Consider the following 18,855-nt stretch of genomic DNA (forward strand, 5'->3'; position numbering starts at 1 on the left):
GCGCGCGGGACGTGGGACGCGGGCCGTGGGACGCGGTGCGTTCGGCGGCAGGTCCAGACCTGGCTTAAATCGTTTCACAGTCGATGGCAGATCAAATTTTCGACACAGACATTGACCCTCGCGAGCCGGAACCCTAACCTCCGGGCAACCCCGTTGAAACCTTTCACGAGCCGAGGCCGCACCATGTCCTGGGACCTGTCACGTCGAAGACTTCTCCAACTCGGTGGTGTCACGGCCGCCTCGGTCGTCCTGACCGGCCCCCGCGCGCTCGCGGCCGACGGCCCGGGCGTCGCCGCGGCGCCCGGCAAGCCGCCCGCGCCGACCGGGACCTTGGCCGATCTGCTCCCCCAGGCACTCGTCACGACCGCCGGAGAGCGGCCCCGGTTCAGCTGGCAGGTGCCCGACTTCGGCGCCGGCACCGTCCAGACCGCCTACCAGCTGCAGGTGGCCGCGACCCCGGGCGGCTTCGAGGAGGACCGGCTCGTCTGGGACTCCGGGAAGCGCAGGTCCGCCGCCTCCGTCGCCGTGGCGTACGAAGGTCCGGCCCTCCAGCCCCGTACCGCCTACTGGTGGCGGGTGGCCGGCTGGGGCGAGAAGCGCTCCTCCTGGTCCGAGCCCGCCCTGCTCGCCACGTCGGTCGAGGACGAGTGGGAGGCCCAGCCGATCTGGGTGCCGTCCGGTCCTGTGATGACCGACGGCACCCTCGCCGTCCGCGTGAAGATCACCGCGGTGGCCGCCGGTGTGTGGTTCCGGGCCGCGAACACCTCCAACAACTACATGTGGCAGCTGCGCGCCGGCAGCCCCGGCGTGCTGCGCAAGCACGTCTGCGTGAACGGCACCTACACCGTCCTCGGCGAGGTCAAGCTGCCGTTCGCCGTCACCGCCGGGGAGTGGCTGGACCTCACGGTCACCATGACCGGCTCCACCTTCACCACCACGATCAACGGCACGACCGTCGACACCACCACCGACTCCCGCTACGGCTCCGGCAACATCGGCCTGCGCAACGGCCTCACCGAGTCCCAGGTATACGACCGGGTCACGTTCACGGCCGCCGACGGCAGCGTCCTGCTCGACGACGACTTCGCCTCCGACAAGGGCACCTTCGCCACGGGCACTGTCTCCGGCGGCACGCTCACCTTCCCGACCGGCGCCTCCTCGCTCTCCTCCTACGGAGCCGACGACACCTGGGCGCTGCTGCGACACGAGTACGCGACCGACGCCGGCAAGTCGGTGGCCGCCGCCGTCCTGTACGTCGCCGCCACCGCGCCGGACCCGGCCCGCCAGTACGTGGCCAAGGTGTGGAGCAACGGGACGGTGGTCGGGCACGCCTCCGTGCGGTCCGGCACCGGTACGGCGTACCAGGCGTTCGACGTCACCTCCACCCTGAAGGGCGACGGCGGCCAGAACGCGCTGGCCGCCCTGTGCTGGACCACCTCGCAGCAGAAGTTCCTCGCTCAGCTGGAGATCACGTACACCGACGGCAGCCGGACGACGGTCGCCTCGGGGGACCACTGGAAGGCGCGCCGTCAGGCCGGGTTGCTGCCGGCCAAGGGCAGTGCGGGCAGCAGCTACTACACGGTCCCGCAGGAGTACTGGGATCTGCGTCAGGAGCCCGTCGGCTGGACCCGGCCCGGCTTCGACGACGGCGACTGGCACACACCGGTGGTCCGGACCGCGATCGCTTCGCTGGTCCCGGCGCCGATCGAGCCCGTTCGGCTGCACGACGTCACCCCGGCCTCCGTCACGAAGGTGGCCGACGGGCGCTGGCTGGTGGACCTCGGCCGGGAGATCGTCGGCGGGCTGGCCCTGAAGGTCACGGGCAAGGCGGGTGACACCGTCGAGGTGCGCCTGGGTGAGGAGCTGAACTCCGACGGCACGGTCAAGTACCAGTTGCGCGCCACCAACACGTACCGCGAGGTGTGGACCCTGCGCGACGGCGAGCAGCGCTTCGAGCACTGGGGCTACCGCGGCTTCCGCTGGGCGGAGTTGCGTACGGCGCTGAATCTGTCCGGAGCCACCGTCACCGGACGCGCCTGGAAGCTCGACTGGGCCGACAGCGAGGTGTCCTTCCGCAGCTCCGACCCCGCGCTCGACCGGGTCTGGGAGCTGTGCCGCTACTCCATCGAGGCCACCCGCGGTGACCTCTATACCGACACCCCCACCCGGGAACGCGGCCCGTACGAGGGCGACGCGCTGATCAACCAGCTCTCCGAGTACGGCGTCCAGCGCTCCTACGCCCTGGCCCGCTGGTCCAACGACTACCTGGTCCGCAAGGGCACCTGGCCCACCGAGTACCGGCTGATGTGCGCGCTGTCCGCGTGGGAGGACTACCTCGCCACCGGCGACGACCGTCAACTCGCCAAGGACTACGACCTGTTGGCCGCCAAGAACCTCACCTCGTACCTGGATTCCCGGGGTCTGGTGAAGAAGGCGCCCGGCAGCAGCAGCCAGGATCTGGGCGACCTCGTCGACTGGCCGGTCGCCAGCCGCGACGGCTATGTCTTCACCGACGTCAACACGGTCGTCAACGCCTTCCAGTACGCGGCCTTCGACGCGCTGGCCAAGTGTGCGGCGGCGCTGGGCAAGGACGCCGACGCGAAGTCCCTGCGCTCCCGTGCCGACACCCTCGCCTCGGCGATGCGCGGCACGCTGCTGGACAGTACGGCCGGCTCTTTCCGCGACGGCGAGGGCACCACCCACAGCGCCCAGCACGCCACCGCCTTCCCCGTGGCACTCGGCGTCGCGGACACCCTCGACGCCACGGTACGGGCCCGGCTCGGGGACACCTTGGCGGCGGGCGGCATGCGGGTGAGCGTGTACGGGGCGCAGTTCCTCCTGGACGCGCTCTTCCGGCTCGGCCGGTCCGAGGCCGCGCTGGCGCTGCTCACCTCCACAGCGACCAACTCCTGGCTGCACATGCTGGATTCACTGAAGGCCACCATCGTCACCGAGGCGTGGGATCCCGCGCTGAAGTCCAACACGACGTTCTCCCACGCCTGGGCGTCCGCACCGGCCAACGCGATCCCCCGGTACGTGCTCGGCGTCCAGGTCAGCTCCCCCGGCGCGGCGGAGTTCCTGATCCGCCCCAGGACCGGCGCGCTGACCGAGGTGGCGGGGACGGTGCCGTCGGTGCGCGGTCCGGTGAAGGTCGACGTGCGCCGCTCGGACGAGGTCCACTCGACGCGGGTGACGGTGCCGCCCAACTCCCGTGCCGTGGTGGAGGTGGAGATCGGGGACGCCGATCAGGCGAGGTACCGGGTGACCGGGCCCGGCGGCCGGGTGCCGGTCAAGCCGTTCACGGACGGCACCGGCACCGTGCTGCGGATCAGTCCCGTGGGGTCGGGCACGACGACGGTCGAGCGGACGTCTTCCTGACGGCAACGGCCCGTAGGGGCACGGGTATTGACGGTCGTCTCCCGTGCCTCCTACGGTCCCTCCGACAACACGAACGCCGTTCGACATATCGGCCCTATGTGGTGAAGAACAGCTCCCTCCCCCACCTGCAAAGGACGAGCCGCCCGTGCCCTTCCTGCCCAGACACCTGCTGATCCCCTTCGCTCTCGCCGCACTCACCTGCGCCGCGCTGCCCGCCCAGGCCGCCGCGCCCCCATCGGCGAGTGACCCCGAACTCACCGCGGCCGCCGCCGCGTTGACCGTCTGGGACGCCGACGACGTACGCGGCTACCTCACCCTCCCCACCACGTCCCTGCACGGCGCCTCCGTGAAGTGGACGTCGAACAAGCCCCGCACCGTCACCCCCACCGGCCAGGTCAACCGCCCCGCCCACGGCCGGGCGCCCGCACAGGTCACCCTGACGGCCACCGTCCGGCTCGACCACCACCAGCTCAAGCGCCGCTTCGACGTCACCGTCCGCCCGCTTCCGGAGCGCGAGCCGATGGCGGGGTACTTCTTCCCCTACTTCGCCGGCGAGCGCTACGCCGACGGTGAGCAGGTGTACTTCGGCGCCTCCCGCGGCGACGATCCGCTGCACTGGGACGACCTGAACGGCAACAAGCCGGTGCTCACCTCCGTCCTCGGCGAGAGCGGCGTACGCGACCCGTTCGTCATCCGCTCCCCCGAGGGCGACAAGTTCTATCTCGTCGCCACCGATCTGAAGATCAACGGCGGCAAGGGCTGGGGCCACGAGATGCGCTTCGGCAGCAAATACCTGGAGGTCTGGGAGTCCACCGACCTGGTGCACTGGTCCGCACAGCGCCATGTGCAGGTCTCCGGCGAACAGGCCGGTATGACCTGGGCCCCGGAGGCCACCTGGGATCCGAAGCTGGGCGCCTATGTCGTCTACTGGGCCTCCAACCTCTACGCGGCCGACGACACCGAGCACACGGGCGACACCTATCCGCGGATGATGTACGCCACCACCCGCGACTTCCGCACCTTCAGCGAACCGAAGGTCTGGAACGACCCGGGCGGCGGCGTCATCGACTCCACGGTGGCCAAGGACGGCGACTGGTACTACCGCGTCACCACCGACGACAAGGTCGTCGGATCCTGTTCCCGCGACGTCGTCCTGGAACGCTCCCGCAGCCTGACCGCCGTCGACACCCCCGGCACGACGCCCCGCGTCTGGCAACTGGTCGACGACTGCGTCCGCACCGGCGTCGGCACCGACTGGGTGGAGGGACCCACGGTCTTCAAGGACAACTCCGGTGACGGCTGGTGGGTGTTCATGGACGAGGCCGGCGGGCGCGGTTACCTGCCCTTCCACACGGACAGCCTCGCCGATCCCGACTGGTCGCTGCCGAGCGACTACAGGCTCCCCTCACGACCACGGCACGGCACGGTGCTGCCCGTCACCGCCGAGGAACTGGCGCGGGTGCGTGCCGCGTATCCGTGAATCCCCTCTCCGCGCGTCCGTGAATGCGTCGAGTCGATCACCGGAACCCGGCATGTACGGCCGAGAACTCCTGTGAAAGAACGTCCAAACACTCGACAGGACCGGGGTAACCAGCGGTAACTTCCGTCACGCTCCCTTCACAAACGCTTTCTCTCCCCCAGGAGAACACCCCATGCGCAGACTTCTCGCCTGTCTGGTGGCGGCCACCGCCACCTTTGGTGGGCTCACCGCGGCCGCCCCTTCGGCGGCGGCCGCGGACTCGGGCACCTTCAACGTCCTCAGCTACAACGTGGCCGGACTGCCCGAGGCCATCTCCAGCGCGCCGACACCGCGTGAGTCCAGCACCACGACCATCGGCCAGCGCATAGCGTCGTACGACGTCGTCCACGCCCAGGAGGACTTCAACTACCACGCCGCCCTCTACGCGGCCGACACCAACCACGCCTACCGCACGGCCACCAGCGGCGGCGCGGGCATCGGCAGCGGCCTCAACACCCTGTCGAAGATCGCCTACGACGAGGACGACTTCGAGCGGGTGCGCTGGAACACCTGCACCTACGGATCGGGCGACTGTCTGACCCCCAAGGGCTTCACCTTCATGCGGGAGCGCCTGGCCGAGGGCGTCTACGTCGACTTCTACAACCTGCACACCAACGCGGGCACCAACGCCGACGACCTCGCCGCCCGCGCCGACAACCTCAGCCAGCTCACCCAGTTCATCTCCACCCACTCCGCCGGCAACGCGGTCGTGGTCATGGGCGACACCAACACCCGCTACACGCGCTCCGGCGACACCATCGCCGAGTTCGCCGCGGCCAACGGGCTGACCGACCCGTGGGTCCAGCTCGTCCGGGGCGGCAGCGCGCCCGCCAAGGGCAGCGACGCCCTCGTCTGCGACCAGACGGGGACCACCGTGCCCAACACCTGTGAGGTCGTCGACAAGGTCCTCTACCGCGGCAGCAAGCTCGTCTCGCTGAACGCCACGTCGTACAACAACGAGCACTCCAAGTTCCTCACCGACGCCGGGCTGATGCTCTCCGACCACGACCCGATCACCGTCGGCTTCACCTGGTCGCGCAACTCCGCCTTCCAGCTCAGTGACCAGTTCGGCGGCCCGCACGGCGACTACTTCAACGACATCGCCGGCGTCTCCGCCGGTGCCCGTGCCACCACCGTCGGGCTGCGGGCCGGTTCCCGCGTCGACCAGATGAGCCTGACCCTGGCCGGCGGCACGACGCTCACCCACGGCGGCACCGGCGGCACGGCGTCCTCGCTGACGCTGGGCAGCGGGGAGTACCTGACGTCGGCGTACCTGTGCCGGGGCGTGAAGGACAGCCGCACACGGATCTTCTACGCCAGGTTCTCCACCAACCTCGGCCGCACCCTGGCCGGCGGTACCACCACCTCGGACTGTGTCACCCGCACCGCCCCCTCCGGCTGGCAGATCGCCGGCTTCCACGGGCGTACCGGTGACGAGGTCGACAAGATCGGCGTGATCTACACCCAGCGCTGAGACGTCCGACGGGCGTGGCCCGTGTGCACAGACTTCACCAATGATGTCCCAGGTGATTGACGTGCACAGGGCCACGCCCTACCTTCTGATCGATTTACCGAACTCTGTTCGAAATCCCGCACTTTGAGGTGCTCCCCGCACACCACCTTGGAGATGAAGATGAGCGCGAATCCCCACCTCACCCGTCGCGGCCTGCTGGGCATGACCGCCGCCCTGCCGCTCGCCCTGACCCTCGGCTCCGGCACCGCGCACGCCGCCGACTCGGCGTACGCGATGGTCTACTTCACCGAGTCGACCAACCTCGGCGACGGCACCGACTACGGCCTGCACCTGGCCGTCAGCCCCGACGGGCTGAACTGGACGCCGCTCAACCAGAACAACCCGCTGGTCACCCCGACCGCCGGTGCGCTGGGCCTGCGCGACCCCTTCCTCATGCGCAAGCAGGACGGCACCTTCGTCGTCCTCGCCACCGACCTCAAGGGCACCGACTGGAGCTACAACAGCCAGTACATACACGTCTGGGACTCCGCCGACCTGCGCACCTTCACCGGCTACCGGCGCCTGAAGCTGCACGACATGACCACCCACAGCTGGGCGCCGGAGGCGTTCTGGGACGCGGGCCGGGGCCAGTACGCGGTCATCTACTCCTCGGTGAACTCCAGCGGCCACAACGTGATCATGGTCAACTACACCAGCGACTTCGTCACCGCCTCGGCCCCGCAGGTCTTCTTCGACCCCGGCTACGACGTCATCGACGGCAACATGGCCTTGGGTGTGAGCGGCTACAACTACCTCTTCTTCAAGAAGAACCAGACGCTGGTCAGCGCCCGGTCCACCACCCTCAACCCGGGCAGCTTCACCGAGTACAGCGCGGGCGTGGCCCACGGCGGCACCGAGGCCCCCACGGTGGTCAAGTCCCTCACGTCCAGCAACTGGTGGCTCTGGGGAGACACCTACACGCCCAACGGCGTCTTCTACGCCTGGCAGTCCAGCAGTCCCGCCACCGGCAGCTGGACCGCCCTCGACCAGAAGACCTACACCCAGCCGGTCAACTCCAAGCACTGCGGCATCGCGACGATCACCACCACGGAGTACAACAACCTGCTCACCAAGTGGGGCGCGCCGACCTGGAACCGGCTCAAGTCCTACAACTTCCCGGCTCGTTACGTCCGCCACTCCAACTACACGGGCCGTATCGACGAGTACCCGGTCGAGCCGTACAAGGACTCCCTGTGGACCCTGGTGCCCGGGCTCGCCGACAGCTCCGGGGTGTCCTTCCAGTCGGTGAACTACCCCACCCGCTACCTGCGGCACTACAACTACGCGCTCCAACTCGACGTCAACGACGGCACATCCACCTTCGCCGGCGACGCGACCTTCTACCGCACGGCGGGCCTCGCGGACGCGAGCTGGTCCTCCTTCCGCTCGTACAACAACCCGACCCGCTACATCCGCCACTCCAACTACGTGCTGCGCATCGACCCGATCTCCACGACCACCGCCCAGCAGGACGCGACCTTCCGCGTCGGCTACTGAGGACGGGAGACACTCTCGTGTCGTACGTCTTCACCCGAAGACGGGCAGGACGCGTCGTCGCGCGCGTCCTGGCCCTCGCCCTCGGCCTGGCCGGTGTGGCGGCGCTCGACGGCCGAGCGCCGTCGGCGCCGCTCGCGGCCGAGCCGGCGGCGGTCAGCACCACGCAGATCGACGTGCACCCGCCGTCGATGGGCTGGGCCTCGTGGAACAGCTTCGCCAGCAGCATCGACTCCGAGGTCATCGAGCAGCAGACCGACGCGCTGGTCTCCTCCGGCATGGCGGCCGCCGGATACGAGTACGTCAACCTCGACGACGGCTGGTGGCAGGGCGCCCGCAACTCCGACGGGTCCATAGCCGTCGACGCGGACCTGTGGCCCGGCGGCATGAAGGCCGTCGCCGACCGCATCCACAGCAAGGGCCTCAAGGCCGGCATCTACACCGACGCCGGCAAGAACGGCTGCGGCTACTACTACCCCACCACCCGCCCGGCCGCCCCGAACACCGGCATGGAGGGGCACTACCAGCAGGACCTGGAGACCTTCCAGAACTGGGGCTTCGACTACGTCAAGATCGACTGGTGCGGCGGCCGGGTGGAGGGCCTCGCCCCGGAGACCACGTACAAGGCCATCGCCGCCGCCAACGAGGCCGCGACCGCCGTCACCGGGCACCGACTCGTGCTGTCCTTCTGCGAGTGGGGCAGCGGACTGCCCTGGAACTGGGCGACCGGCCACGGCGATCTGTGGCGCACCAGCACCGACGTCATCCTGTGGGGCCAGACCGCCACGACGGCCATGATGCTGACCAACTTCGACCGGGGCCTGCACCCGGCCGCCCAGCACACCGGCTACTACAACGACCCCGACATGCTGATGACCGGGATGAGCGGCCTGAGCGCCGCCCAGAACCGGCTGCACATGGGCCTGTGGGCGATCTCCGGCGCCCCGCTCCTCGCGGGCAACAACCTGGCCACGATGAGCACCACGACCCGGGACATCCTCACCAACCGGGAAATGATCGCCGTCGACCAGGACCCGCGCGGACTCCAGGGCGTCAAGGTCGCCGAGGACACCAGAAACCTCCAGGTGTACGGCAAGGTCCTCGCCGGCACCGGCAAGCGGGCGGTGCTGCTGCTCAACCGCACCGGCGCGGCGGCCCCGATGACCGTGCGCTGGACCGACCTGGGCCTCACCGCCGCCACCGCGTCCGTCCGCAACGTCTGGACCGGCACCGACGCCGGGTCCTTCGGCACCGGGTACACCACGACCGTCCCCGCGGGCGACGCCGTCCTGCTGACCGTCTCCGGCGGCACCGAGGCGTCCGGCACGACCTACGAGGACACCACCACGGCCACCACCCCCACCTTCACGGGCGTGACCGCCGGGGCCGCCGGCACCAAGCTGGTGGACATCACCTACGCCAACGGCGGCACCACCGCCCGCAAGGCCACTATCCAGGTCAACGGCCAGTACACATCCGTGGTGTCCTTCCCGCCCACCGGCTCGGCGACCACCTACCGGACCGTCTCCGTGCTGGCCCACCTGGCCAAGGGCACCAACACCGTGCCCTTCGCCCCCGTCTCCGGCACCGCGCCCGACGTCGACGCCATCCGCGTCCAGGGCATCCCGGGAACCAACGGCACCGCCCTCGTCGGCGCCGCCTCGAGCCGCTGCGTCGACATCGAGAAGAACACCATCACCGACGCCACCCAGGCCCAACTGTGGGACTGCGGCGGCGGACAGAACGAGACCTTCACCCAGACCTCGCGCGGTGAGCTCGTCGTCTACGGCAACAAGTGTCTCGACGCCGACAACAACGGCACGGTCAACGGCACCAAGGTCATCATCTGGAGCTGCACCGGCGGCACCAACCAGAAGTGGACCCTCAACTCCGACGGCACCGTCACCAACAACCTCTCCGGCCTCTGCCTGGACGCCTCCAACGCGGCGACCGCCAACGGCACCAAGCTCGTGCTGTGGACCTGCAACGGCCAGAGCAACCAGAAGTGGACCGCCGCCTGACCTTCAGAGGGCGTGGTCGCCCAGCTTCGCCAGTTCCTTGCCATCGCTGTCGTACACACGGAAAAGGAGGTCGTCGAACAGTGCACCGCTGTGGTTCGCACTCCTCGGCGAACTGACGGCATACGTGCTGACGAAGGCGGGCCGGCCGGCCAGCCGCACGATGGGCAGTTCCGTGGTCCGGCCGTCCTCCGTCATCGTGATCCGGGCGGCGGGCGTCTCGCCCGTGTACGCGAGGATGTGCACCAACCCCCCTTTACGGTTGTGCTGGTTGAAGGTCAGCGGCACGGTCCCCGGCTGGTCCACGTCCAGCGGCCCCACGCACACCGGATCCTCCTCGTCCGGGTCGGCGGTGCAGTACTCCCGCTTCTTCAGCGTGTACCAGACGCCGAGTCCGGCCTCGACCCGGTCACCCGGCCGCACGACCCGTACCGGCGAGCGGTCGTCCACCGTCTTGCGGAAGACGGAAGGGAGGGCGGGCGGCGGGGTGGGGCGGGTGGCGGCGGGCGCGTCCGTGGCATGGGTCTTGAAGGCCAGCTCGCCGGCCAGCGGGGTCAGCAGCGCGACGGCCAGGACAATGACGGCCAGCCTGCGGCGCCGCCTGATGATCCGGGCCCGGCTGACGATCCGCTCACGTGGGAACACCGTGGGGGCGCATTCCCGGGAAGCCTCGTCCAGCACCTGCCACAGCTCGGGCACCGGCGGCTGCGGCGATATGTCGGTCTTCATCTCTGCCACGTCCTTCTAGTGCCCGTGCGCCATGGTGGGGGCGTAGTCGGACAGTGTCGCGCTGGAGCGCAGCTTCTTCAGTGCGCGGCTGGCCTGGCTCTTCACCGTGCCGACCGAGCAGTCGAGGATCCGTGCCGTCTCCTCCTCGCTGAGGCACTCCCAGTACCGCAGCACGACCACCGCCCGCTGACGGGGCGGCAGGGTGGCGAGCGCGGCGAAGAGCTCCGACCTGGTGTCGTAGCTGTCGGGTCCGCCGGCGTTCCCGGGCTGGAGCCGGTGCTCAGGCAGATGGGGGGTGAGGAGTTGCACGACCTTTCGTTTGCGCTGCCGTGTGGTGTTGTTGTTGATCAGGGCGCGCCGGACGTACTGGTCGGGTGAGTCCAGCGTGCGTATGTGATGCCAGCGCAGATAGACCTTCGCCAGGGTGACCTGGACGAGGTCCTCGGCCTCGTGATGGTCGCCGTTGGTCAGCAGATACGCGGTGCGCAGCAGCCGTGTCCACCGGACGGCGGCGTAGGTGTCGAAGTCCTGGAGGTCGTGATCGACCTCGTAGCGGGCAAGTTCCCCCTCGTTGTCCCCTCCCGGGCGGGCTTCCGGTTCCCGGTCCGGGTCCGGTACCGCCGCTCTCCGAGAGGCGGTGGGCGTAGGGCTGGTCATCGCGTACACCCCGTTTTTTCCCGTTTCCTACCGCTGTTCGCGCGCTGGTCAGGCGCGCGAGGTTCTTTCAGTAACACCGCTCCCGAACGACTCGGGTTGCACACGTGACGGAATCGGTGCGTTCAATTCGGGGCGTGGCGGCCCGCGTACGGCGCGTAGGCGCCGTACGGCCGGGACCGGGCCGTGGGAGCGGGTGCGTCAGGTCTCCCGCAGCGGCGCGTACACGTCGGGCCGCAGTCCGAAGGTCCAGGCCACGCCCTCCTTCGCGGTCCTGGTCGACGGCGGCACCCTCAGCCAGTAGGTGCGCGAGGTGCCGTCCGGTTCGGGGGTGGAGTTGAGAACCTCCACCATCAACACCGGCTCGTCGCCGAGCAGTTCGATACGCCACAGGGTGCCGGTCTCGTCCTGGTGGACGGGCCGGGCATCGGAGTCGGCGAGATAGCGGTCGTAGCCGTAGTACTCGAGCATCACCCGCCGCAGCTCGGCGTTGTCCTCGGCGCGGATCCGCTCCGGTGTGAGCGAGGGCAGTTCCGTGAGGAAGGCGGCCGGCACCGGCATGCCGCGCCAGGCGTGCAGGGCGAATCCGTCGGGGTAGGCGAGCGCCGGGCCGTCCCCGTGGTCGAGCCGGCCCGCCTCGTCGCGGTGCAGGGCGACAGGGCGTTCCGACACCACCGCGACACGGGCGAACGGCCACCACCAGCCCGCGGTGCGGCACACCGTGGCGAGCGCGTCGAGCGGTCCGTCCTCCGCGGGGAAGGCGGCGAGCCAGGGTGCGTCGTGCTGTCCGAGGACGGCGTCCACCAACAGCAGCCGCACGCGCGCCGCTTCGCGGCCCGTGTCCCGGCCCGCCACTTCCTGGACCACTGCGGCCCTGATCCGGTCCACGAGCGCCTGCGTCGACTCCCACAGCCTGCCGCCGGTCGCCGACCAGTGCGCCGACCAGCCGGCGGCGCCGAGTTCGGCGTGCAGCCGGCTCCGCTCACGCGCCCACGGAGCGCTGCGCACCGCGTCCCGCACGCTGGGGCCGGGGTCCGGCAACTGCCGTATCAGCGTCACCGCCTCGCGCGGGGATCCGGCCCACACCACGCGCTCCGGCTCCGCCAGTCCCGCCAGCCGGTAGGCGCGCCGGACACCCTCCTCGGCGGCCGCGCGGTCGGCGGGAGCGGTGGAAGAGGCCCACGCGCGCCACGGGCCCAGGCTGTCGCCGGAGGACCGCTCGACGGTCGCCGTCACTTCGATGTCTGTGCTGGTCATCTGTCTCTCCACCCCACGCTGTTCAGTCGGCCACGACGCGGACGGAGCCGGGCACGTACTCCCGCTGTCTGATCACCCGGTACCAGCCCTTGGGCAGCGCGATGGCCGCGTGCTCCTCGTGCACGACCCGGCCGCCCTGCGGAAGGTGCAGCAGCAGCGGACCGAACGGCCCCGGCTCACGCACCAACTCCCCCGGCCCGACGACGGCGTGGGCGTGTCCGGTGACCTCGCCGAGTGCCAGCACGAGCCGGCCCTTCGCGTCCCGCCGCTCTCGGGGCGCGCGAGCCACGTGCTCCGGCACCGCCCCTTCCGTCACGGGCACGATGAGTACGTCTCCCTGCCGGTACATGGCTGTCCCCTCACCGCCGGGTGCACCGCGCACCGGCCTCATGACCAAGACCGTAGGGGCGACCACTGACAACGCCCCGATGCCCGCCCCGCCGACCGGTGTTGTCAGTGCCTGTTGGTAGAACTGCCGCATCACGAACCGCACACTCTCCTCGGGAGCAGCCGCATGACCATCGGTGACCACCTCGACGCGTTGCACGGGCTGCCCGCCTACGACTTCCCCGGTCCCGACGCGAGCACCGCCGGCCTCCCCGAGCCCGACTCCCGCGCCTGGCGTGTCGCCGCCGACGTCTACGACAGCGAGGAGAGCTGGACGGCGGCCTTCGCGCGGTTCTGCGACACCGTCGACACCATCCGGGTCCGGGCTCTGATCGTCGGCGCCTGGGAGGAGGCCTACGACACCGATCCCTCCGACGTCGTCAAGGCCCTGCTCGCCGCCCGCGACCGCTTCCCGGCGCTGCGCGCGCTGTTCCTGGGCGACATGGTGATGGAGGAGTGCGAGATCTCCTGGATCAACCAGACCGACGTCACCCCGCTGCTCGCCGGCTTCCCCGCGCTGGAGGAGTTCGGGGTGCGGGGCGGATCGGATCTGGGCTGCACCGCGCTGAGCCACAAGGCCCTGCGCAGGCTCGTCGTGGAGACGGGCGGGCTGCCGGCGGCGGTGGTGCGGGGCATCGGTGCGAGCGATCTGCCCGCCCTGGAGCACCTGGACCTGTGGCTGGGCACCCCGGACTACGGCGGTGACAGCGAGGCCGCCGATCTCGAGCCGATCCTCTCCGGCGCCCGGCTGCCGCGCCTGCGGCATCTCGCCCTGCGCAACAGCGAGATACAGGACGCCGTGGCCGCGGCCGTCGCCTCGGCCCCGGTCGTGGCCCGTCTGGAGGTACTGGACCTGTCGATGGGCGTGCTGACCGACGAGGGCGCGGCCGCGCTCCTGGCCGGGCAGCCCCTCACCCATCTCGCCAAGCTCGACCTGCACCACCACTACATGAGCGAGCCGTTCGTGGAGCGCTTCCGGCAGTCTCTGCAGACCGCGGGCGTCGAGGTCGACCTCGACCGCGACGACGCGGAGGAGGACACCGAGGACGACGGCACGGTCTGGCGCTACGTCGCCGTGGGCGAGTGAGCACACCTTCCATGGCTCCACCGTCGTCCCCGACCCCCGTGCGTTTCGCGGTCGTCGGCAACCCCGGCAACCGCCGGGTGTCGCTCTTCGTCGACGCGGTGCGCGCGGCCGGTCTGCCCGGCCCGCGTGTCGTGCCCTGGCTGGACGTCCTGCGCGCGCGGGGGGCGGACTTCGCCGACGACGAGTTCGTCCGGATCGACTCCCCCGGTGAGCATCCCGAGGTCGACCGGCTGCTCCGGGGCACCCTCGATCCCACCCGGGTCGAAGGCTCGGGCCGCTGGTACGCCGGGTTCACCACCGCGCTGCGCGGGCTGCGCGGCGGTGTCCGGCTGACCGACACCGACGATCTCGCCGTGCTGTTCGACAAGCGCGCGTGCCATGGCGTCCTCGCAACGGCGGGAGTGCCTGTTCCCGCCTCGCCCACGTCCGGCCCGAACGGCGCGACCGTGGGCGGCTGGGACGACGTACGGGCGCTGATGCGCGAGCACCGCATGCCGCGCGTGTTCGTCAAACCCGCCCACGGGTCGTCCGCTTCGGGGGTTCTCGCCGTGGAGACCGGTGGCGGCGGCCGGATCAGGGCCACCACCTCCGTGGAACTCGCCCCGAACGGGCGTCTGCACAACTCGCTCAAGGTGCGCCGCTACGACCGGGAACAGGACATCGCCGTCATCGTCGACGCCCTCGCGCCGGACGGGCTGCACCTGGAGCGCTGGCTCCCGAAGGCCTCCCAGCAGGGCCGGGCCGCCGATCTGAGGGTGGTCGTCGTGGCTGGACGGGCCACCCACGCGGTGGTGCGCACCAGCCGCTCGCCCCTGACCAACCTCCATCTCGGCGGCAGCCGGGGCGACCTCGACACCGCCCGGCGGGCCGTCGAGGCGGCGGGCGCCCGCTGGTCGGACGTCCTGGGGGTGTGCGAGCGGGCGGCGGCCTGTTTTCCGCGCACCCTGTGCGTCGGCGTGGATCTGCTGCCCGCGGTCGGCTGGCGCAGAGCCTTCGTCGGCGAGGTCAACGCCTTCGGCGATCTGCTCCCCCGGCTGACCGGACTGCCCGGCAGCGGCTCCGAGGGCCTGGACACCTACGGCGCCCAGGTGGCCGCCGCCCTGCGCGCACCCGCTCGACCGGCTTCACCCGCAAGAACAGGAACACCCCATGCCTGAGCCCGACATGAAGGACGTCGTCGGTCACGACGACATCCTCCTCGTCACCCTCGACACCCTGCGCTACGACGTCGCCGTCGAGCTGGCGGCCGAGGGCCGCATCCCGAACCTGGCCGGCCGGCTGCCCGGCGGCCGCTGGGAGAAGCGCCACGCGCCGGGCAGCTTCACCTACGCCTCCCACCAGGCGATCTTCGCGGGTTTCCTGCCGACGCCGGCCTCCCCCGGACCGCATCCCAGGCTGTTCGCGGCGAGTTTCGCCGGCAGTGAGACCACCGCCGACAAAACCTTCGTCTACGACACCCCGGAACTCGTCTCGGGCCTGGCCAAGGCCGGCTATCACACCGTGTGCGTAGGCGGCGTGGGCTTCTTCAACCAGCAGGGTCCGCTCGGGTCGGTGCTGCCGGGCCTCTTCCACGAGGCGCACTGGGAGCCGGAGTTCGGCGTCACCTCACCCCACTCCTTCGAGAACCAGATCGCCCGCGCCGAACAGGTCATCGGTCAACTCCCCGACGGGCAGCGGCTGTTCCTCTTCCTGAACGTCTCGGCCCTGCACCAGCCGAACTGGTTCCACCTGCCCGGGGCGACCCGCGAGGCCGGTGACACCCGCGAGACGCACGCCGCCGCGCTGGAGTACGTCGACCGGCACATCGGCCGGCTCTTCGACGCCATGAGCGCGCGGCGCCGCTGTTTCGCCATCGTGTGCTCCGACCACGGCACCGCCTACGGCGACGACGGTTACACCGGTCACCGCCTCGGCCACGAGTCCGTGTGGACCGTGCCCTACGCCCACTTCTTCCTCGACCCCGCCGAGGCCGTCCGATGACCACCGCCCAGGCCACCTCGCCGTACCAGCACTACGTGTACGCCTATCCGCACAAGACGGCCTACCGCCCCCTGCCCGAACGCCCCACACTCGCCTCGCTCTGGGCGGCGCAGGACAAGCGCGCGCTCTCCCTCTACCTGCACATACCGTTCTGCGAGGTGCGCTGCGGCTTCTGCAACCTCTTCACCCGCATCGGCGCCCCCGAGGGCCTGACGGGCGCCTACCTCGACGCGCTGGAGCGGCAGGCCACCGCCGTACGCGCCGCCCTCGGCGACAGCGACGAACCGCGGTTCGCCACCGCCGCCTTCGGTGGGGGCACCCCCACCTTCCTCACCGCGCCCGAACTGGAACGCCTCTTCGACATCGCCGAGCACCGCATGGGCGCCGACCTGAGCGCGATCCCGCTCTCCGTCGAGGCCTCGCCGGCGACGGCCACCGCCGACCGGCTCGCCGTCCTGGACGCGCGGGGCACCACCCGCCTCAGCCTGGGCGTCCAGAGCTTCGTCGACTCCGAGGCGCGGGCCGCCGTACGCCCGCAGCGACGCGCGGACGTCGAGTCCGCCCTCGCCCGCGTCCGGGACACCGGCATCCCGGTCCTCAACATCGACCTCATCTACGGCATCGACGGCCAGACCGACGAGACATGGCGGCGCTCCCTGGACGCGGCCCTCGCCTGGCGGCCCGAGGAGCTCTACCTCTACCCGCTCTACGTCCGCCCGTTGACCGGCCTCGACCGCCACCGTGCCGACGCCGGACCCGATCCGGCCTGGGACGAACAGCGGCTGCGGCTGTACCGCGTGGGCCGCGACCACCTCCTCGCCCATGGATACACCCAGCAGTCCATGCGCATGTTCCGCCGGGCCGACGCACCGCCGCAGGGCACCGACGACTACGCCTGCCAGACCGACGGCATGATCGGTCTGGGCTGCGGTGCCCGCTCGTACACCGCGGACCTGCACTACTCCTTCGACTACGCGGTCGGTATGCACGAGATCCGTGGCATCATCGACGACTACGTCGCCACCACCGACTTCGGCCACGCGGAGATCGGCTACCCGATGGATGCCCACGAGGCCCGCCGCCGGCATCTCCTTCAGTCCCTCCTCCAGGCGGAGGGCCTGGCCGTCGACGACTACCGCGCCCGCTTCGGGAGCACCCCGGCCGACGACTTCGGCACGGAACTCGAGCGCCTCGCCGACCGCCGCTGGCTGGCCGACGACACCGCCTCCCGCCTCCGGCTCACCCCGGAGGGCCTCGCCCACTCCGACGCCATCGGCCCCGAGCTCTTCTCCCCTGCCGTGCGCGCCGCCATGGCCGCGTACGAGCGGAAGTGACCGGCGAGCCATGGACCTGACCCTCCTCTACCGGGGCCCGCTCGCCTCCTGCGACTACGACTGCCCCTACTGCCCGTTCGCCAAGCGACGCGACTCGACCGCCCAACTCCGCGCCGACCGCGCCGCGCTGGAGCGCGTCACGACCTGGGCGGCCGCCCAGAGCGACGACCGGCTCTCGATCCTCTTCACCCCGTGGGGCGAGGGCCTGGTCCGCTCCTGGTACCGGCGCGCCCTGACCGAGCTGTCCCACCTGCCGCACATCCGCCGGGTCGCCATCCAGACCAACCTCAGCTGCCGCACCGACTGGCTCGCCGACGCCGACCTCGACACCCTCGCCCTGTGGTGCACCTACCACCCGGGCCAGACCCCCTACGACCGCTTCCTCACCAAGTGCCGCGACCTGGCGGGCCGCGGGGTCCGCTTCAGCGTCGGTGTCGTCGGCCTGCCCGAACACCTGGACACGGCCCGCCGACTACGGGCCGACCTGCCGGCGCACGTCTATCTGTGGATCAACGCGGCCGAGGGACACACGTACCAGGACGCCGAGGCCGCCGAGTGGACCGAGCTCGACCCGCTCTTCCCCTACAGCCGCACCCCGCACACCAGCGCCGGACTGCCCTGTCGTACCGGGGAGTCCGTCGTCTCGGTCGACGGTGAGGGCACCGTCCGCCGCTGCCACTTCGTCCGCGCCGAACTGGGCAATCTCTACGACGGCTCCTACCGGGCCGCCCTCGGCCCGCGCCCCTGCCCGCTGGCCGTCTGCGACTGCCACATCGGCTATGTCCACCTGGAGACCCTGCCGTTGTACGACGTCTTCGCGGGCGGCGTGCTGGAGCGCGTCCCGGCGACCGCGCCACCGGGGGCAGGGCTGCGGCAGATGCTGCCCGTGGCTAGCTCAGCGGCCGACCGCCGAGGCCCGTCCTGCTGACGGCACGGGGCGAGAACGTCATCGGGCCTATCCAGCCGTGGCGGACGAGGGCGATCTGCGAGGGGAGCGGCTGCACAGGATCGAGGGCCCGCCCACGGGACCAGTTCGCCAGGAGCCCCTCGGTCGTCTCGACGGCGGACACCACCATGGTCACCTTCAACTCCCCGTCGCCCCAGGTGTTCCACAGCGCCCAGCCCTCGGGCCTGGGCTCGACGCCGATGCGCGCGCAGACCTCCTCGTACCCCTCCTCCACACCGGCCGGCATGGCCCCGGGCTTCAGCAGACAGGCTCCGACGAGCCGTACCAGTGGCCGGTCCTCCTCCAGACAGCCGTCGCCCTCGAAGTGGTAGTGGCGCAGCGCCCGCGCCAGCGCGTTCACACTGCGCTGGAGCGCGGTCGCGTCCCCCGGGTCCTCGTCGTACGAGAGCCATCCCTCGCTCGAAGCCGCCGCCCGCACCTGGTTGGCGAGGCGTTCGATCTCCCGGAGGTAGTCCAGACTGCTGAGTCGCGCTGAGGTCATGGCCCGAAGTCTCACACCGGGCCGGTCGGCACCGACACGGATTATCGAGCGGTCGGC

15 protein-coding genes are annotated in these 18,855 nt (G+C 70.6%); 10 read left to right on the plus strand and 5 right to left on the minus strand.

All coding sequences use genetic code 11. The features are described from left to right. Nucleotides 1-183: 183 nt before the first annotated feature. The 5 genes from ABKA17_RS18355 to ABKA17_RS18375 all read left to right on the plus strand — a co-directional run bounded on the left by ABKA17_RS18355 (nt 184) and on the right by ABKA17_RS18375 (nt 9,925). A complete protein-coding gene (locus ABKA17_RS18355) occupies nt 184-3,378 on the plus strand; it encodes a family 78 glycoside hydrolase catalytic domain (RefSeq protein WP_353693152.1) in 3,195 nt (1,064 codons plus the stop codon). A gap of 145 nt (nt 3,379-3,523) precedes the next feature. Beyond that, entirely contained in the window at nt 3,524-4,858 is a 1,335-nt protein-coding gene (locus ABKA17_RS18360) for an immunoglobulin-like domain-containing protein (protein WP_353693153.1), read from the plus strand. A gap of 172 nt (nt 4,859-5,030) precedes the next feature. Further along, a complete protein-coding gene (locus tag ABKA17_RS18365) occupies nt 5,031-6,371 on the plus strand; it encodes a jacalin-like lectin (RefSeq protein WP_353693154.1) in 1,341 nt (446 codons plus the stop codon). A 159-nt stretch (nt 6,372-6,530) separates the two neighbouring features. Then, nucleotides 6,531-7,907: a glycoside hydrolase family 43 protein gene (locus ABKA17_RS18370; protein WP_353693155.1), complete on the plus strand. Its 1,377-nt coding sequence runs from the start codon at nt 6,531-6,533 to the stop codon at nt 7,905-7,907. 17 nt (nt 7,908-7,924) lie between these two features. Beyond that, nucleotides 7,925-9,925, plus strand: coding sequence for a ricin-type beta-trefoil lectin domain protein (locus ABKA17_RS18375; RefSeq protein WP_353693156.1), 2,001 nt, complete (start codon nt 7,925-7,927; stop codon nt 9,923-9,925). A gap of 3 nt (nt 9,926-9,928) precedes the next feature. Here ABKA17_RS18375 and ABKA17_RS18380 read toward each other — a convergent pair whose 3' ends face one another. The 4 genes from ABKA17_RS18380 to ABKA17_RS18395 all read right to left on the minus strand — a co-directional run bounded on the left by ABKA17_RS18380 (nt 9,929) and on the right by ABKA17_RS18395 (nt 12,911). Next, nucleotides 9,929-10,651 (minus strand): hypothetical protein, encoded by a 723-nt coding sequence (locus ABKA17_RS18380; protein WP_353693157.1) that lies wholly within the window; start codon nt 10,649-10,651, stop codon nt 9,929-9,931. 15 nt (nt 10,652-10,666) lie between these two features. Beyond that, the gene (locus ABKA17_RS18385) at nt 10,667-11,308 is read right to left on the minus strand and encodes a SigE family RNA polymerase sigma factor (RefSeq protein WP_353693158.1); all 642 of its coding nucleotides are present in this window, start codon (nt 11,306-11,308) and stop codon (nt 10,667-10,669) included. Nucleotides 11,309-11,506: 198 nt separating this feature from the next. Further along, nucleotides 11,507-12,562 (minus strand): DUF6745 domain-containing protein, encoded by a 1,056-nt coding sequence (locus tag ABKA17_RS18390; RefSeq protein WP_353693159.1) that lies wholly within the window; start codon nt 12,560-12,562, stop codon nt 11,507-11,509. Nucleotides 12,563-12,584: 22 nt separating this feature from the next. Then, nucleotides 12,585-12,911: a DUF8820 family protein gene (locus ABKA17_RS18395; RefSeq protein WP_353693160.1), complete on the minus strand. Its 327-nt coding sequence runs from the start codon at nt 12,909-12,911 to the stop codon at nt 12,585-12,587. A 165-nt stretch (nt 12,912-13,076) separates the two neighbouring features. Between ABKA17_RS18395 and ABKA17_RS18400 the strand changes: the two genes are divergently transcribed. The 5 genes from ABKA17_RS18400 to ABKA17_RS18420 are packed head-to-tail and all read left to right on the plus strand — an operon-like array spanning nt 13,077 to nt 18,278. After that, on the plus strand, nt 13,077-14,036 hold the full coding sequence (locus ABKA17_RS18400; protein WP_353693161.1) for an STM4015 family protein: 960 nt from the start codon (nt 13,077-13,079) through the stop codon (nt 14,034-14,036). Between the two features lie 11 nt (nt 14,037-14,047). After that, on the plus strand, nt 14,048-15,193 hold the full coding sequence (locus ABKA17_RS18405; protein ID WP_353693162.1) for an STM4014 family protein: 1,146 nt from the start codon (nt 14,048-14,050) through the stop codon (nt 15,191-15,193). 7 nt (nt 15,194-15,200) lie between these two features. Continuing rightward, nucleotides 15,201-16,016 carry an STM4013/SEN3800 family hydrolase gene (locus ABKA17_RS18410; RefSeq protein WP_353693616.1) on the plus strand — a complete coding sequence of 272 codons (816 nt, stop codon included), beginning with the start codon at nt 15,201-15,203 and terminating at the stop codon, nt 16,014-16,016. Continuing rightward, nucleotides 16,013-17,350, plus strand: coding sequence for an STM4012 family radical SAM protein (locus ABKA17_RS18415; protein ID WP_353693163.1), 1,338 nt, complete (start codon nt 16,013-16,015; stop codon nt 17,348-17,350). The genes ABKA17_RS18410 and ABKA17_RS18415 overlap by 4 nt, the downstream gene beginning before the upstream one ends. A gap of 10 nt (nt 17,351-17,360) precedes the next feature. Beyond that, nucleotides 17,361-18,278 carry an STM4011 family radical SAM protein gene (locus ABKA17_RS18420; protein ID WP_353693164.1) on the plus strand — a complete coding sequence of 306 codons (918 nt, stop codon included), beginning with the start codon at nt 17,361-17,363 and terminating at the stop codon, nt 18,276-18,278. On the opposite strand, the gene ABKA17_RS18425 is transcribed toward ABKA17_RS18420, so the two are convergent. Beyond that, nucleotides 18,241-18,798, minus strand: a complete 558-nt coding sequence (locus tag ABKA17_RS18425; RefSeq protein WP_353693165.1) for a hypothetical protein — start codon at nt 18,796-18,798, stop codon at nt 18,241-18,243. The two genes, ABKA17_RS18420 and ABKA17_RS18425, sit on opposite strands and share 38 nt — an antisense overlap. Between the last annotated feature and the right edge of the window lie 57 nt (nt 18,799-18,855).

It is taken from the genome of Streptomyces sp. RG80 (assembly GCF_040446465.1).
Taxonomy (GTDB): domain Bacteria; phylum Actinomycetota; class Actinomycetes; order Streptomycetales; family Streptomycetaceae; genus Streptomyces.